The sequence below is a fragment of the Paenibacillus sp. NPDC057886 genome, from assembly GCF_042796655.1.
Classification (GTDB): Bacteria; Bacillota; Bacilli; order Paenibacillales; family Paenibacillaceae; genus Paenibacillus.
In genome coordinates, this window is sequence record NZ_JBHVMZ010000005.1 from 1 (window position 1) to 17193 (window position 17193).

The 17193-nt window shown below is 45.2% G+C and carries 15 protein-coding genes; 12 read left to right on the plus strand and 3 right to left on the minus strand.

Annotated features, from left to right (window positions below):
* Positions 1–152 precede the first annotated feature (152 nt).
* From nrdF to nrdI, 3 genes are read right to left on the minus strand one after another with little or no spacing between them, the layout of a single operon-like run.
* Complete coding sequence (nrdF, locus tag ACFVQB_RS17290) at positions 153–1115, minus strand: class 1b ribonucleoside-diphosphate reductase subunit beta (RefSeq protein WP_379441430.1); 963 nt, start codon at positions 1113–1115, stop codon at positions 153–155.
* Between the two features lie 43 nt (positions 1116–1158).
* Positions 1159–3243: a class 1b ribonucleoside-diphosphate reductase subunit alpha gene (gene nrdE, locus ACFVQB_RS17295; protein ID WP_379441434.1), complete on the minus strand. Its 2085-nt coding sequence runs from the start codon at positions 3241–3243 to the stop codon at positions 1159–1161.
* The gene (gene nrdI / locus ACFVQB_RS17300; RefSeq protein WP_063562791.1) at positions 3230–3589 is read right to left on the minus strand and encodes a class Ib ribonucleoside-diphosphate reductase assembly flavoprotein NrdI; all 360 of its coding nucleotides are present in this window, start codon (positions 3587–3589) and stop codon (positions 3230–3232) included. The genes nrdE and nrdI overlap by 14 nt, the downstream gene beginning before the upstream one ends.
* 432 nt (positions 3590–4021) lie before the next feature.
* On the opposite strand from nrdI, the gene ACFVQB_RS17305 reads away from it, so the two are divergent.
* The 12 genes from ACFVQB_RS17305 to cydC all read left to right on the plus strand — a co-directional run bounded on the left by ACFVQB_RS17305 (position 4022) and on the right by cydC (position 17167).
* Positions 4022–4750, plus strand: a complete 729-nt coding sequence (locus ACFVQB_RS17305; protein WP_379441439.1) for a response regulator transcription factor — start codon at positions 4022–4024, stop codon at positions 4748–4750.
* Positions 4751–4778: 28 nt separating this feature from the next.
* Positions 4779–5624 (plus strand): sensor histidine kinase, encoded by an 846-nt coding sequence (locus ACFVQB_RS17310; RefSeq protein WP_379441442.1) that lies wholly within the window; start codon positions 4779–4781, stop codon positions 5622–5624.
* Positions 5621–6274: a response regulator gene (locus ACFVQB_RS17315; protein ID WP_064637236.1), complete on the plus strand. Its 654-nt coding sequence runs from the start codon at positions 5621–5623 to the stop codon at positions 6272–6274. The genes ACFVQB_RS17310 and ACFVQB_RS17315 overlap by 4 nt, the downstream gene beginning before the upstream one ends.
* A gap of 186 nt (positions 6275–6460) precedes the next feature.
* The gene (locus ACFVQB_RS17320; RefSeq protein WP_379441448.1) at positions 6461–7819 is read left to right on the plus strand and encodes a right-handed parallel beta-helix repeat-containing protein; all 1359 of its coding nucleotides are present in this window, start codon (positions 6461–6463) and stop codon (positions 7817–7819) included.
* Positions 7816–8391, plus strand: coding sequence for a nitrous oxide reductase accessory protein NosL (locus ACFVQB_RS17325; RefSeq protein WP_379441452.1), 576 nt, complete (start codon positions 7816–7818; stop codon positions 8389–8391). Before ACFVQB_RS17320 ends, ACFVQB_RS17325 begins: the two co-directional genes overlap by 4 nt.
* Before the next feature lie 26 nt (positions 8392–8417).
* Positions 8418–9239 (plus strand): ABC transporter permease, encoded by an 822-nt coding sequence (locus tag ACFVQB_RS17330; RefSeq protein WP_379442813.1) that lies wholly within the window; start codon positions 8418–8420, stop codon positions 9237–9239.
* Positions 9232–9945, plus strand: a complete 714-nt coding sequence (gene ccmA, locus ACFVQB_RS17335; RefSeq protein ID WP_379441455.1) for a heme ABC exporter ATP-binding protein CcmA — start codon at positions 9232–9234, stop codon at positions 9943–9945. Before ACFVQB_RS17330 ends, ccmA begins: the two co-directional genes overlap by 8 nt.
* Before the next feature lie 11 nt (positions 9946–9956).
* A complete protein-coding gene (locus ACFVQB_RS17340) occupies positions 9957–10514 on the plus strand; it encodes a TlpA family protein disulfide reductase (RefSeq protein WP_379441459.1) in 558 nt (185 codons plus the stop codon).
* 648 nt (positions 10515–11162) lie between these two features.
* Complete coding sequence (locus ACFVQB_RS17345; RefSeq protein ID WP_379441462.1) at positions 11163–12527, plus strand: cytochrome ubiquinol oxidase subunit I; 1365 nt, start codon at positions 11163–11165, stop codon at positions 12525–12527.
* On the plus strand, positions 12524–13540 hold the full coding sequence (locus tag ACFVQB_RS17350; RefSeq protein WP_379441464.1) for a cytochrome d ubiquinol oxidase subunit II: 1017 nt from the start codon (positions 12524–12526) through the stop codon (positions 13538–13540). The genes ACFVQB_RS17345 and ACFVQB_RS17350 overlap by 4 nt, the downstream gene beginning before the upstream one ends.
* Before the next feature lie 64 nt (positions 13541–13604).
* Entirely contained in the window at positions 13605–15443 is a 1839-nt protein-coding gene (cydD, locus tag ACFVQB_RS17355; protein ID WP_379441466.1) for a thiol reductant ABC exporter subunit CydD, read from the plus strand.
* A complete protein-coding gene (gene cydC, locus ACFVQB_RS17360; protein WP_379441468.1) occupies positions 15440–17167 on the plus strand; it encodes a thiol reductant ABC exporter subunit CydC in 1728 nt (575 codons plus the stop codon). The genes cydD and cydC overlap by 4 nt, the downstream gene beginning before the upstream one ends.
* Positions 17168–17193: the final 26 nt, after the last annotated feature.

Below are 17193 nucleotides of genomic sequence, written 5' to 3' on the forward strand. Positions count from 1 at the left end.
ATCCTACCACCGCTCATGTTTTCTTCATTATAAACAAAAAAAAGCCCTATAAGATGACCTTTTTCAAAGTGTCTATCTTATAGGGTACATTTTATGAGAGGAACAGCCTTCTTTATTTACTTTCATAAGCTGCACGTTAGCCTTATTACAATCTATTCAAACTTGAAATCATCATCCGTCAGGGGTTCTACATTCAGTGTACGAATATACCCGTTGCCTTTTTTAGAGAAAAAGTCATGTTGTTTGGTATGTGTACTGATTCCATTTAACACAATCGGGTTGACTTCCTCATCTTCAAATAATGGCTCAAATCCAAGGTTCATCATGGCTTTGTTAGCGTTATAACGAAGGAAGGTTTCCACTTCTTCGGTTAAATGAATAGGTGTATATAATTCCTCCGTATAGTGCAACTCATTTTGATGAAGAAGCTGTACTAGATCAACTAGACTTTGGTACACATCGTTCCGCTGCGTTTCATCAAAGCTTGCGTATATTTCCTGGGCCAACACGCCCACATATACACCATGAATACTTTCATCCCGCAGAATCAGATCAATGATCTCACCACTGCAGGTGAGCTTGCCTTGTCCAGCTAAATAGAGTGGATAGAAAAATCCGCTGTAAAACAAATAACTTTCCAAAAGTACGGAGGCAGCCATCGCCATATACAAATCTTTTGAAGTTTCAATGTTCATGTAATACTGACGTATAACTGTCGCTTTGGTTTGCAGATATGGATTTTCTTCCACCCATTTGAATACACTGTCAATTTCTTCGGTTGATGCCAACGTGGTAAAAATACTGCTGTATGATTTCGCATGAATTTGTTCCATCATTGCCATAAAACTAAGTACGGCCTTGCGTTGCAGTCCATCGACATGCTCCATAATCTGCGGCATACCTACACCGCCCTGGATCGTATCCAGAAGGGTTAAGCCTCCCAAAACTTTCATATAAGCGTCTTTTTCTATATCACTGAGCATGCCCCAGGTCATTTTATCATCGGATAAAGGAATCTCGTCATCGGTCCAAAATTGCATAATATTCTGATTCCAGAACATCAAGGTGAAATCATCATCCGCTCGATTCCAGTTCACAGCTTGAATTGCCGGCATGTTATATCAAACTCCAATCGTAATACCCCAAAGGGAATTTTGTTTATATTGAACAAGCAATGCATTCTTCCATCGTCAGTTTGTTGGTTCTTGTATAATATAGAGATTTCAACCCTTTATGAGCAGCATACAGGTAGCAGCGAGCCAATTCTCGCGTGGATACATCACTGTTTACATGAAGAATGGTTGAAATCCCCTGGTCCACATGCGGCTGAATCTCCGCAATCAAGTCAATTACCTTGAATTGATCCATTTGATACGCCGATTTGTAATAGAAGACGTTATCCTTTTGCAAATAGGGCATTGGATAATACGTGGTTGAATTGGCATAGGTCCGTGTCTCAATCTGTTCCACGATGGGCATTACACTGGATGTTGCGTTTTGGATATAAGAGATGCTGGCCGTTGGAGCAATAGCCATCCGATAGGCATGATAGAGACCCTTTTTCATCACTTTAGCCTTAAGCTGCTTCCAATCCTCGGGAGACGGAACAGCAATGCCTTTAAACAATTTCTGTACTTTGGACGTGTTAGGACGGTAATCCGTAGTCACATAACGATCAAAATATACCCCGGTCGCATAATCCGATTGTTCAAATCCATAGAACCGTTGACCCGTTTGCTCTGCAAACTCCATACTTTTCTCCAGAGAATGATAATTCATGGTCATAAAGAAGGTGCGTACAAAATCTTTGGCTTCCGAGCTTTCATAAGCAATCCTGTTTTTGGCTAAGTAACCGTGCAGATTCATGGCACCCAAGCCAACGGAATGCATTTCGGAATTGGCTTTTGCCACACCGGGAGCATTGGCAACATGTGTCATGTCGCTGACGGAGGTCAGTGCGATCATGCCCTCATGAACGGATTCCTTGATCTTGCCACTCTCCATAACATTAACAATATTGAGGGAGGCCAGGTTACAGCTGATATCTTTACGGATAATATCCGGTTGACCATAGTCTGTAATTTCAGAAGTCTCCTGAAGTTGGAAGATCTCTGTGCAGAGGTTGGACATTTTGACTTGTCCTACGTTTTTCAAGGCATGTGCTTGATTGGCATTGGTTTTATTAATGATGTAGGGATAGCCGGATTCAAGTTGAGTCATCGCTATTTTGGTCAGCATATCCCGCGCGTTCAACGATTTTTTCTTCTTCACACGATCGTCAGCCAGCAACGTATCATACATCACATCCAGATCCATATCATCCAAGTGTGTTCCATACGCTTTATAGACACTATAAGGTGCGAAGAGGTACAGGGGCTCATTATCTTGAGCCAGCTTATAAAAACGATTGGGAACAATAAGTCCGATAGAGAGAGTTTTCAGCCGGATTTTCTCGTCCGCATTGATCTTTTTGCTATCCAGTAGTTCCATAACGTCCCAACCGAAAATATTATAGTATGCTGCGCCAGAACCTTTACGTTGACCCATCTGATCGGCGTAGGAGAAGCCATCTTCCATCAGCTTGAGAACAGGTGTAATGCCTTTAGCAGCACCTTCAACACCTTTAATGACTTCGCCACGAGCACGCAACTTCGAGAGATTGACAGCCACTCCACCACCGATTTTCGATAACTGCATACAAGTGTTTAGTACATAGTTTATGGAGTTCAGTGAATCATCCATTTCAAGCAGGAAGCAAGAAACCAGTTCACCGCGCCGACTTTTTCCCGCATTCAGAAAAGTGGGGGTTGCGGGTTGAAGACGCTGCTCCATCATAGAACGAGACAGCAAACAAGCCGTATCAAAGTGTCCTTGACCCAAATGAAGTGCTACGGCTGCTACTCGGTCCGCATATTGCTCTAGGTATGTTTTTCGGTCATATGTTCTCAACGCATAATCGGTGTAGAACTTGGACGCTGCCATATAGGAAGGAAAGTGATATTGATAGCCGCGCGTAATTTCAAACACCGTTCTAACTTCATCGGTTGTATAGAAAGCATAGAAATCCTCGTAATAATCATGATCAATCATGAAATTGATTTGATCATCAATGTTGGCAAACGCCATACTTTTATCTTTGATTTCTTTCATAAACTCCTCTACAGCCTCTTTATCCTTATGTAACTGGAAGAAGCCATCAGAGTCGCGCTTTAGCAGCATGTTATTTAATTCAATATGACGCAATGCGGCTCACCTCCTGTTCAAAATACTCCACGTCTCTCTTGGAACCCGATAATTCAAATTTACTAATAACCGGAACGTTATACGATGCAGATATCAAATCTGCACTTTTGGCAAAACGCTCACCCCAGTTACGGTTACCGCTGGCGGCCACGCCAATCAGGTATGCAGAGTTTTTTTGCAAAAAAGAAGACACCTTATCAGGTATCTGTCCAAAACCTGTTGTATATGTCACAAGTACGTACGGTTCATCAATCGTCATTTGATTCTGAATCTGAACAGCCGGCAGTTGAAGCTTGGAAATAAACCTCTTAACGTTCCCGGTTATCGAATCATACACAATTAGCACTATCATTTCCTCCTTGACAAATGAAAGGTGATCAAAAACAAACACTATATATAGATTACTTCCTTAATTTTATATCAATATATAGGTTTGTCAAATGCTTATCGGTATCAATTTTGTGAAAAACCGGATGAATGGGCTCTATTACTAGGTTTCAAAAATTTGTGGCTTAGTAGATATCCATATTCAAAGACACGTTATTTGGTGCATGAAAGAATTATGATTGAAAGCTGTCACCGGCAAGACATAAGCCTGAACATAATCGTTCATACATTGTCTACAATTCAGAGATAGATTATTAAAGGCATGGCTCTATGGAGTCATGCCTTTTGAGTACGTTGAAGGTATGCTGATTACATCAAGTTCACTCACTGGGAGGCTTTATAAAGAGAAACTAAGAAAATGACCCGAATATCAAAGATTTGGAGGTAAGACATGAACGGGACCCTGCAGCAAAATAGAATATTGATTGTAGATGATGATAAACGGGTCCGTGGACTTCTTCGAATGTATTTGGAGAAAGAACAATTTATCGTTGAGGAGGCTTCGCTGGGCTGGCAAGCCTTAAGCAAGCTTCATCATGACTCGTATGCCATGATCATTCTGGATTGGATTCTCCCCGATATTAAGGGGATTGAAATATGCCAATATCTACGGACCAACTTAAGCATACCCGTCATGTTTCTGACAGCCAAGTCAGAAGAGGGGAATCGGCTTGAAGCTTTCAAAGCCGGGGCGGATGACTTTGTCGTGAAACCGTTCAGTCCGAGGGAAGTTGTGCTGCGCATCAAAACCATGATGGCTCGTTATAACGGATTAATTAAACCTGCGCCAAAAGACCATTCAGCAAGCGAGGTGTTGATCTCCTCTATTTTAATCAATCCTACTTCCCGAAGAGTCACAGTAGAACATGAGGAGATTCATATGACTCCCAAAGAATTTGATTTGCTTTATCATCTGGCGACACACGCAGAAATCGCATTCTCCAGGCAGGATTTGCTGAGAATTGTTTGGAAAGTGGAGGATGAGGAAGATCTGGATTATCGAACCGTGGATACCCATGTGAAACGGTTGCGGGACAAACTATCCGAGCATGTGCCGAATCGGGAGGATCTGATTCAAACCCTGTGGGGGTTCGGTTATATTCTTCGTTTGCCTCACTGATTCTTATCTTGAAGTTCAGGAGGGGAATATGTCTTATAAACAAATCAAGTGGATGATCTTGCTCATTCCCACCTTAACCGTTGGTCTCTGGGAATATGTACGACATCAGTTTCTACTCCCCTATATATCAATGGATTTGGGCAACTGGCTTACGCCAGTCATTGTATATGTAGTGAGTATAACGTTGTTAACTCGGTTATTTCTCATGTTGGAACGAATTCAAAAAGAGCTGGAGCATGAGCGTGAAGCCAAAGCCGCATTTGAATCTCGCGAAAAGATGGCCAAGGAGCTCCATGATGGAATCGCCCAATCCCTTTTTTTATTATCGGTGAAAGTGGGGCGTTTAGAGGAACAAGCCAAGCAGGATCAACAGTTGGACGATGTGTATTCGATCAAAAAAACGGTTCATGAAGTCAACCGTTATGTGCGTCAGGCCATTGCCGATTTACGTTATGATCCTAACGCTAATTATGCCTTGGCTATGAACGAATCGGTCACACTACTTGGTCAAATTCGAAGAATTGCCAAAGATATCCCCGTCCGAATCGAACTGGATTGGAGCATCCCGGATGATGCATTTACTGAGAAAGAGAAAGTAGAACTGCTCGCTTGTATTCGGGAAGCTCTTTTTAATATTCAAAAGCACGCATCTGCTTCCCAAGGATGGATTCAGGGAAACGGGCACAAGAAGTGCTGGAATATTACGATTCGAGATAATGGAAAAGGATTTGAGATGAATCCCTTTGAACGAAAGGATCGATATGGGCTGAAAATCATGAGAGAGCGGATGCATGAACTGAACTTTAACATGCAATTCCGAAGGGAGCAGCAGCTTACTGTTGTCGAATTTACAAAGGATGGTGAGATGTTATGAGCCATACTCGCGTACTTGTTGTAGACGATCACGCTCATGCGAGAGAAGCCATATGTGAAATTTTATCCATGGATCCCGGCTTCGAAGTGATTGGCGTTGTGTCGGACGGTCAACAGGCGATTGATTATACAGAACAATGGCTTCCCGATCTAATTCTCATGGACATTCAGATGCCGATTATGAATGGCCTTGAAGCAACTCAACGAATCAAATTAGCCTTTCCTTATGTGAAAATTGTCATGATTACCGTCTCGGATGATGTACTCCACCTTCTGGAAGCGTTGAAGCGGGGAGCTCAGGGTTACTTGCTCAAAAACCTTGAACCGTCCATGTGGCTGGAATATCTTCATTCCATCGTTACAGAAGAAGCCCCATTGAGCCGCGAGGTGGCTTACCAAATCCTGAAGGATGTCTCCCTCACGGAGAAAAAAGAACCTGACGTTCCACTAACCACAAGAGAAAAGGATATTCTGTATGGCGTGGCTGCAGGATGGACCAACAAAGAAATCGCTGTAAATTATACGATCTCAGAGTATACGGTCAAGAATCATTTGAAAAATATTTTGCAAAAACTGCAGGTTCAAAATCGCGTTCAACTGACACGTTATGCGCTGGAGCAAGGGCTTATTACAGACCACAATCGTCTGTAATAAGCCTTTTTTACTATCCGAGCGTTCTTTCTGTTTTTATGTTAAGTGGATGTCCTTTTTTCTGCTTTTCACCACAATGACCTCACAAATTGGACACAAAACTCCCAGCTCTATAGCCAGATTGAGCTATATGGTAAAAATTTGTTTTTATGTACACTATGAGCAGTGTGCTTCATAAAGGAGGTTATGATGTTAAACGGACGGATTGTCCTGGGCATGTTGCTGCTTATAGGGATACTGGCGATCCCGCTCTCTTACCCGCTTGACACTGCAAACGCTGCTCCTGAAACCAAAGACGCTATTCCACTCCAGCCAATCATTGATGGTTCTAGACCCGGAGAAGTGCTTGTGCTTGAGCCTGGTATTTATTCTGGTCCCGTAAGTATAGACAAGAATATATCCATTCGGGGGGACTCATCCGTAACGGTATTGAATACGGAAGCTGAATCCACGATCACCATTCGTTCAGATGGAGTGACTTTGCAGGGGTTCACGGTTCGACACTTAACCAACGAACCTACTGCAGCGATTCAGGTTGAAGGAGATCGTGTAGAGATCACGGGCCTGGATATTCAGAGTCAAAGTTTCGGAATCGTGCTGCGCGGTTCCGTCGATGGGCTCATACATAGCAATACCATTTCATGGGCTGGACCGGAATCTGCTTCCAGTGGTCAAAAGGGGAATGGCATTGATCTGTACAATTCACATCGTACACACATCGAAGACAACAAAATTACGGGAATGCGGGACGGTATCTATCTGGAGAACAGTCGCAATCTTACGGTCAAGGCTAACACGCTGTTACATACCAGGTATGGCATTCATTGTATGTATATCGATGGTTCTTCTGTTGTGGACAATTTGGGGGAGAACAACAGTACCGGGGCCATGGTGATGGGTGTCAAGAATACGGTTGTATCGGGAAATTCCTTTCGTAAACAGAGCGAAAATGTGCATTCACAAGGGATTTTGTTGTATGACGTACAGCAATCCTCGATTCATAACAATGTCGTGGAAGGCAATCGAGTCGGCATGAACATTGCCGAATCCTCAGGAAATGAAATTCGCGGCAATGCGGTGCTCCGGAATTTCATCGGAATTCAGCTCGTTCTTGCAGAGGATAATCAGTTTACCAGAAACCAATTTGTTTCGAATGTGATTGAAGCTTCAGCGATGGACAGCCGGAACAATGAGATGAAGGAAAATTACTGGGATTCCTTTCAGGGTCTTGACCTGAACAATGATGGAATCAGTGAACTATCCTATGGGATTAATCCTTTTTATGAGCAAGTGGTTAACCGAAATTCAGCCTACCAGCTTTTCTTTCAATCTCCAGGCATGATCTTTATGAGCAACTTGTTTACGGAAGGCAAGGCAGAGTGGACAAGCGACAGATCACCGTTAATGAGTATGGAAGCGGAATCACAGACGACGAATACAGATACACAAGCGGTTAAAGAGACAACTGGGGTTTGGATCATCGGATGCATTCTGCTGGGTATGGCCACTTTTATTATGATCAAAATGGGGGTATTACGAAAATGAGAATGAAAACACATTGGAAAACAGTTATGGTGCTTCTCTTTGGGGTACTGTTACTAACAGCTTGCGGAAAAAAATATGAGGCATTGCCCATCAATGAAGACGTGGACATCTGTGCCATTTGCAAAATGCAGGTGAAGGATGATGCCTATGCCACGCAGCTTACCACGAAAGACGGTAAAAATTATAAATTTGATGACATTGGTTGTATGCACCAATGGAAAGAAGAGAACGGAACAGATAATATCGGGATGGATTTTGTTCGTGATTATAATGACAAGGAATGGATTGAGTACAGCAAAGCCACTTATGTATATGATACTTCACTGCGTACACCCATGGCTTACGGCATCCTCAATTTCAAGGATAAACCATCTGCCGAAGCATTTGTTGCCGAGCAGGGTGTGGGAACGATCATGACCGCTGAAGACCTCGCCTCCCACGACTGGAAACAAAACACAGAGATGATGGATATGATGGGTGAGCATGGGCATTCGGAAGAAGGAATGAGTGAAGGCGTGCATGAAGAAACACATGGGGAAAGTGAATCAACGGAAGATTCAGGCCATAAGTAAATGACCAATAAAGATGGTGATGCATGATGGGAGATATGTTACAAGTTGTACGACGAGAGATGAAAATGGGATTTCGCAACCCTTGGGCATATTCATTTTTGATTCTTTTCTGCGTATTTAGCCTGAGTTTGTTGATCATTAATTCTCAGAATTTTGTAGCAGGATACTCTGGCACGACAGGTTCCATGTTAAATCTTATTCTTTATCTGTTGCCGCTGATGACCCTCTTTCTGGGCTCGTTCTCGTTGACTTCTGAAAAGGAAGAGGGCAGCTGGCAGCTGTTGTCCACATACCCCATCGGCACGATGTCTTTTATTGTTGGCAAATATCTGGGTCTGTCGGTTGTATTAATGACGATAGTTACATTCGGATATGGCCTGATGGGACTTCTTAGCGGATGGGTGGGCAGCCCTTTAGATGTTATGACGTACCTTTTGTTTCTGGTATTCTCCTGCGGACTGGTGTTGCTATTTCTGACTATTGCACTGTTCATCGGTTCGTTATCCAAAAATCGGTGGCAAGCGTTAACGATATCCGTATCCGTTTGGTTTTTTGCTGTAATCGGATGGCCTACACTTCTAATCTCTGTATTGGGTCTCATGCCTTATCAGTGGGTAAAACCTTTACTCACCGTTCTAACCTTCATCAATCCGGCTGAGCTGGTACGTTTGTTTGTTGTGATCAAACTTGGCGGTGGCTCTATATTGGGACCTGAATATTATCAGTGGGTAGATTGGGTACAGCCATCCAGCGGGACCTGGATCTTTGTGGGGATATGCCTGCTGTGGATTGCATGTTCGATCGTGGCAGTTTACGGGATCTGGGAAAGGGGGCGTTCCCATGGATAACGTGGAAGCAGAGATTGTTGGACTGTGTAAATCCATAAAAAAACAACAGATTGTTGAAGATATATCCTTTCGCATTTCTTCCGGTCATGTGCTTGCCTTATGCGGCGGAAATGGGGCCGGAAAAAGCACCGTTCTGCGTATGCTCGCAGGTATCCTTCAACCTACCTCGGGTGAAATCATTGTAAACAAGATGCGCTGGTCCAAAGAACGAAAGCGATATTCGGAACAGATCGGATATATGCCGGATGATTATCATTTCAACCTGGGTCTGACGGCAGAGGAAGTGCTCCAGTTCTGGGCGGCGCTTAGGAAAGTGTCTAAAGAGAGAGTAACGGAAGTGCTAACCATGGTAGGCTTGGCCGATCAAAAAAATAAACGGGTCACGACCTTTTCCAAAGGTATGCGGCAGCGTGTGTTATTTGCTCAGGCTCTGCTGGCCAAGCCTCCGCTGCTGATCATGGATGAGCCAACGAATGGACTGGACCCCTTCTGGATGCAGGAGTTTGCAAATCTGATAAAACAGATCAAGGAGGAGGGACATATGGTCGTGTTCTCCACCCACCAGCTTGAAATTGCAGATGATGTTGCCGATCACATTGTTTTTATGAACCATGGACGTAATGTGGGAGATGGCTCAACTGAAGACTTTCGTCAACAGTTCGGGTCGCTTCATGCTGCTTTTCATCATAGTCTTGGCTTAAAATGAAGGTGAATCGATTGGAAAAAAAGAGTGTGAAAATGAGTGCGGAAATGAGACGTTTGATTACAATCCTGATTGGAATGGCTGCTGTGCTGACCGCTGTGTGGGCAATTTATCAGGGGAATTCATCATCCGAACCCAAAAGAACCGGTGCCATTGAAGCCGGTGCAATCGCTCCCGAATTCACTGCGGTTAATTCAGCCGGACAACAGGTAAAGCTCTCCGATTATCGGGGAAAAGTCGTCATGATGAACTTCTGGGCTTCATGGTGCACCCCCTGTGTGAGGGAAATGCCGATGATTAATCAGATCGCTCAGACATATCAAAATGACGTAGAGACCCTGTTTGTCAATGTGGGGGAAGCGAAGGGCACCATTCGTGAATTTATGGAGAAACGGAAATTCGATTTCCCTGTTATCGTTGATGTAACCGGAAAAGTCTCCGGTCTGTATCGCATCACCGGGTTGCCAGCAACGATGATCATAGATCAGAAAGGCATGTTCAGCCACATTCTGCTTGGTGAGTTGACCGAGGAGATTCCCTTGCAGCAATGGCTGGAGGAGATCGTAGAGTAAAGGAATTGAAGAATTAAAGGATCAGTTCCCAACAGATCTGCTGATTTGTAAGACTTAAGATTAAGAAGTCGCTCCAGTAAAAGCGGCTTTTTTTTGTTTTGTTTGAAGGCTGCTATAAGAATCTGAGCAAGCTCGAACGATTTTTTCGAACATCGTGCACGCATAGTGAAAAAAATGCAATACCACGGTTGTGCCCAATGAATCAATAGCTCCTTTGGGTACTTTTTACGCTTTTCACCGAGTTGTCAGAAAGAGTTGATCCTTTCTTGAACATTTAGGGACGAAGACGTGTCAGTGATTGAATTGCTAATTCACAAAGATATAATAATTTTAACTATTAGGTCCCATTAAGTACTTTGGCCCTTCAGTATCAGGTAAAACATAGCTCGCCAACCCATGCTCAGTCCAGTAACTATGTGTAGCAATACACAATGATGGAGTGGTAAAGCTTCCTTCGCCTCTTACTTTGTGAAAAAATTCTCTTTGTACATACAATGATGGAGGAACACTTTATAGACAAATTCTGAACCTATCTCATGGAGCTTCTTTAAACCTGATGTTGAATGTCGTCCAAGGGCTGACTGACCTAATGATTAAACGATTCAAATTATTGAAAATCGAACAGAGTTTGAAAGGAGGCAGTAAAGAATGGCAATCGATACGGTAATGTGGAGTAAGTTGGTGACAGGCATGACGCTGGGCTTCCACGCTATTTTTGCAACGCTTGGCGTCGGTGTACCCCTAATGATCGCAATTGCAGAGTTCATGGGGATTCGCAAGAAGGACCCTCATTACACACTGATGGCGAAGAGGTGGTCTAGAGGGTTTGTCATTTCTGTGGCGGTTGGTGTAGTGACCGGTACAGCGATTTCACTGCAGCTGGCCCTGGTGTGGCCGAATTTTATGAAACTGGCAGGGAATGTCATTGCACTTCCTTTATTTATGGAAGTATTCGCGTTCTTTTTTGAAGCCATCTTCCTGGGCATTTATTTGTATACATGGGATCGATTCAAAAATCCGTATATCCACTGGCTGCTGACGATTCCAATCGTCACTGGTGCAGGCATGTCGGCTGTATTTATTACGACGGTGAACGGCTTCATGAACCAGCCTGGAGGCTTTGTCATGGAAGCAGGCCAATTCACAGCGGTTAACCCAGTGGAGGCGATGCTGAATACGGCGACGTTCTCCAAGGTGTTTCATGTGTTAAGCTCGGCATATTTGACAGGAGCTGCCCTGTTAGCCGGAATTGCAGCCTTTGCGCTGCTGAGAAAAGGGGCATCTGCATACCACAAAAAAGCCTTGAACCTCATGATGGCGGTGGTTTTGCTATTTGGCTTACTGAACACATTAGCGGGAGATGTGTCCGCCAAGTTTTTGGCCGAGCATCAGCCGGAGAAACTTGCAGCAGCAGAATGGCATTTTGAGACGGAAAGCGGCGCAGATTTGATTTTATTGGGATGGCTGAATGCAGAGCATGAAATTATAGGAGCTCTTCACCTGCCTAAACTGCTCAGCTTCCTGGCCTTTAGTGACTTTAATGCAGAGGTAACTGGACTGGAGGAGTTTCCGAAAGACGAATGGCCGCCGCTGCTCGTTCACTACCTGTTTGATTTAATGGCTGGAATCGGATTTACTCTGCTGGCTATCTCAGTTCTGTATTTCCTGTTTGTGTTCTGGAAAAAGCGCAATGAGCTGAACAAGTGGCTGCTTGGGATCATTGCCCTGGGCGCACCGATGGCTTTTCTCGGGGTTGAGCTGGGCTGGTTCTATGCTGAACTGGGACGACAACCGTGGATTATCCGGGGATATATGCGTGTGGAGGAAGCCGCCACTTCATCACCCAACATAAGAATGATCTTTTTCTTCTTCCTGCTGCTCTACATCGTTCTGGGAGTCATGTGTGTTCTCGTGTTAAGACGGTTGTTCAACAATAATCCGGCAGAAGTCGAGATGGAGAAATGGATGAAGGAGAAGGGCAATCAGTCTACAGAAAAGGGTGAGCGTGCATGATGAGTTACGAGCTGATTGGCATCTCGGTGCTCTGGCTGTTCTTATATGGCTATTTAATTGTAGCCTCCATTGATTTCGGGGCGGGCTTCTTTGCCTTTTATGCACGCTTGACGAAACAGGATCACCTGATTAATCGTCTGATTTCCCGTTATTTATCACCGGTATGGGAGATTACAAATGTATTTTTTGTCTTTTTCTACATCGGCATCGTTGGATTCTTTCCGGACACGGCCTATTATTACGGATCAGCACTGCTTGTACCGGGAAGCATTGCCGTCATTTTGCTCGCCATTCGTGGGTCGTTTTATGCCTTTGAGAACTATGGTTCCAAAAATAACATCGTGTATCTGTTTCTATATGGAGCTTCGGGTCTGCTTATTCCCGCTTCGTTATCAGTGGCATTAACCCTGTCTGAAGGTGGCTTTATCGTGAAGCAGGGCTCGACGGTTTCTCTGGATTACTGGACGCTGTTTACCAATCCGTTATCGTGGAGCATTGTTGGACTGGCGATTGTGTCGGTTTTGTTCATTAGCAGCTCCTTTCTGGCCTTTTATGCATCGCGGGCAGAGGATCATTCTGCGTTGAAGCTGGTGCGTACCTATGCCCTGTTCTGGAGTACACCGACGATTATCATCGCACTGACTGCATTTATTTATTTGGGACAGCACAATGAGCGACATTTTCAAAATATGATGGATTTATGGTGGCTACTTGCGCTCTCCGTTGCATTCTTCATGATTGCGATGTGGCTGATCTATAACGGACGCCGCTACGGATTAGCGTTTATATGTATCATGCTGCAATTTTTCTGTGCCTTTTTCGCTTATGGAATTGGTCAATATCCTTATATTCTTGATCCGTTCATTACAATTCAAAACAGTGTAACCTCACCAGCGATGGGCTTCGCACTGGTTGTTGTGTTTATCGGTGGCATGTGTATGTTGATTCCTTCCTTGATTCTTGTCTTCAGACTGTTTCTGTTTGATGCGGATTATGTAAAAGGAAAAAAATAAATTGAATTCATTATGTCATGTAAGGAAGTAATCTCACAGGTTCATAGAAAGGAGGAGAGCTTACATGAAGAGGAAAACAAGCCTGATCTCTCAACAAATGTCAGGCCAGCGAAAACGTCTTGTGCTCCTTGCGGTCATTTCACTTGCGCTGGGTGCAGCGATTGTAAGTCAGGCTGCGCTGCTGGCTGAAGCAGTGCAACAGATTTTCGTGGAGAAGGCTTCCCTCTCGTCGGTCGTCATGCTGCTCGGGATACTCCTGGCTGTCATGGTTATACGTACAGGATTGTCTTATGGGAACGGAAAAGTTGGTTTGCATATGGCTGCCAGTGCCAAGACGAATATGCGGGCAGCCGTGCTGAAACATTTGACCCATGCGTCGATGCCATCAACTCTTCGTGGACAAACAGGCGGAAAGGTCAGTGTTGCTCTGGATGCTGTGGATGAGGCTGACAGTTATTTCAGTCTGTATATGCCGCGTATGATGGAGGCTGCCATCATTCCGATTCTGATTTTGGTGGTAACGTTTATGCAGCATGCCAATTCAGGCTTCATTATGCTGTTTACGGCCCCGTTTATCCCCTTGTTCATGATTTTGGTGGGACTGAAAACAAAGAACAAATCAGAGGAGAAATATGCGCAGCTGGCCGAGTTTTCCGGTACGTTCCTGGATTCTCTTCAAGGGCTGGTTTCGTTGAAAATATTTGGACGAGCTCACCGCCAGCAGCAGGAGATTGAACGCACCAGCCTGGGTTATAGGGATGCCACGATGGGTATTTTGCGGATTGCGTTTACAAATACGTTTATGCTGGAATCGATCGTAATGCTAAGCATCGGTGTCGTAGCTCTCGAATTGGCAATCCAGCTGCTTGTATTCAAATCAATGTCGTTTCACACTGCATTTCTTGTTTTGTTGCTCGTTCCCGAGTTCTATAGTTTGCTGAAAAATACGGGAACAGCCTTTCACAGTGGGCGAACAAGTATGGGAGCGGTTCGTAAGGTGGAGCAGATGCTTGAGGAAACGGCTGGGGAGAGCAAGTCTGGAGAAGGAAAAGAGGGAGCAGGTACATCCCGGGGGATTGACGAAATCCACAGCGTAGAACGGATTGAAAGGGAGAACAGGATAGGGACGTTGCAAATAGCCCGCTTCAATGAAAGCTCCATGCCGCCATCCATAATATTGAACCATCTCGGATTTCGATACGCACCCGGGTCATTCGAGCTTGAAACTGGCCGGGTCCAGCTTGATCCGAGAGAACACATTGCCATTGTCGGCAAAAGCGGCTCAGGGAAAACGACGTTACTCCATCTTATTGCGGGTTTGCTGAAACCAGCATCAGGAGAGGTTATGGTCAATGGACAGCCGCTTTCCGATTGTGATGAGGCTGCATGGTTCGAACATGTTAGCTACATTACACAGCATCCGTATATTTTTGCAGGTACATTTGCTGAGAACATTGCGATAGGTGCGGGTCGGAACGTATCCAGGACTGAAATTGAGCAGGCGGCAGAGGATGCCGGGCTGGCCGAAGTTGCTGCCCAATTGGAGCAGGGCTTCGATACTTTCGTTGGTGAAGGAGGGCGTGGGCTGTCTGGTGGGGAAAAGCAGCGACTTGCCTTGGCACGCGCTTTTTTGAAGCGGCCTGCCATCATATTGTTTGATGAACCCACGGTAGGACTGGATTTGCGCACGGAGCAGATATTGCAACGTTCCATTGCCACATTGGCAGATACGGCGACAATGATTACGGTGGCTCACCGTTTATATACGATTCAACAGGCTGACCGCATATGGTTTATGGACCAAGGTGTGTTAGTAGATACGGGACGCCATGAAGAGCTTCTGGCGCGCCTGCCTCAGTATGCCGAGATGATTGATGTTCAACGAAAAGGGGGCTTAGCATGAACGAGCTAGCGATTTTGTCCAAGGCCATGATTCAGGAGCGTAAGGATATTATCCTTTCGATTCTAGGTGGGTTTATTGCCGGCATAGCAGGAGTGGCCCTTTTCTCGGCGAGCGGGTATCTGATTTCGCAAACGGTCTTTGCGCCACCGCTCTACACCTTAATTGTACTCACCTCGCTGGTCAAGCTGCTTGGACTGCTTCGGGCGGCGAGCCGTTACGGAGAGCGCTTGTATTCCCACCGGGCGACGTTCTCCATGCTTAGCCGTTTGCGTACATCCTTCTTTGCCCGGCTCATTCCTATGACGCCGGGGATATTGAACAAAAAACGAAGCGGGGACCTGCTTGCACGGATTGTTGGGGACGTGGAGAGCCTGCAACATTATTTTTTGCGAGTCGCTTATCCACCGATCATTGTTGTCATGGTCTTTTTGGCGACAGTGTTGTTTACTTCAGCCTTTTCATTCTGGATTGCGGGGCTTTTTGTATTAGGTATGCTCACTACGGCATTGGTTGTACCGGGAATGGTTTTGCTTGGGCAGCGTAAAATACATGGACACGTTCGGGAGCAACGGGCACTGCTTTCCACAGAAGTCACCGAAGTATTGTATGGATACCGGGATTTGAAAGTGTACGGACAACTGACACAGCGGGAGCAGCAGTTGCAGGAGACTTCATCGGCGTTGACGGCCCAGCAGCAACGGGCTGCTGGACACTTGCTACGCGGGCAATCCATGCACGCTTTGATTACGTTTCTTATTTCCTGGGGTGTGCTGGCTCTTGGTGCTTATCTGATTATCGATGGAGCGCTTGCTGGCGTGTTTCTTGCAATGCTGGTCATGGCCTCACTAACCGTATTCGAAGAAGCTGCGGCAATGGCGACATTACCCTTGTATAAGCAGGATAGCGAACACGCAGCCAAACGACTGACGGAAACCATACAGACCTCCGATAGGCAGTCTGCGCAGCCAAAAGGAGCGTTATCTGGCAATCAGGCTGTTTCGCTTGATCTCTCCGATGTTACGTTTCAATATGAAGGGGAATGGAGACCGGCGCTAAAGGACATTTCACTGCATATTTTACCTGGCTCCAAAACGGCGATTGTTGGACCAAGTGGATCAGGAAAATCAACGATTATTGAACTACTGCTTAAACTGCGAACCCCTACGTCTGGGGAGATTCGATTAAACGACCTTTCGGTGAAGGAACTGGATGAGACGAGTATTTGGCGATCGGCTAATGTCGTGCTGCAGCAAAGTCATTTCTTCCGGGGAACGATCCGGGATAACCTGCTGCTGAATGATGAAGAACACTCGGACGAACAACTGTTAGATGTGCTGGCCAAAGTACAGCTGCCGAATACATCATTGACTGATGAAGTATATGAAAAAGGGGAAAACCTCTCAGACGGCGAGAAGCAGAGGCTGGCTCTGGCACGGGCCATGCTTCGCAGAGGTCGGTTATGGCTTCTTGACGAACCTACTTCCTCACTGGATTACGTTACAGAAGAACGTGTGCTGAAACATCTCTATGCACAAGCAGCCGAGGATACCATTCTCCAGATCTGTCATCGGCTTACCGGTCTGGAAAAGATGGATCGAATTGTAGTGATGGAACAGGGAAGGGTTGTGGAGGTAGGTTCCTATGCGGAGTTAATGGAGCAAAAAGGTTATTTTTATGAGATGAAGAGGATTGAGCGGCAAATGATCGGAGAAGTTGGAGTGTAAAGAACAAGATATGCACTGATGCGAAA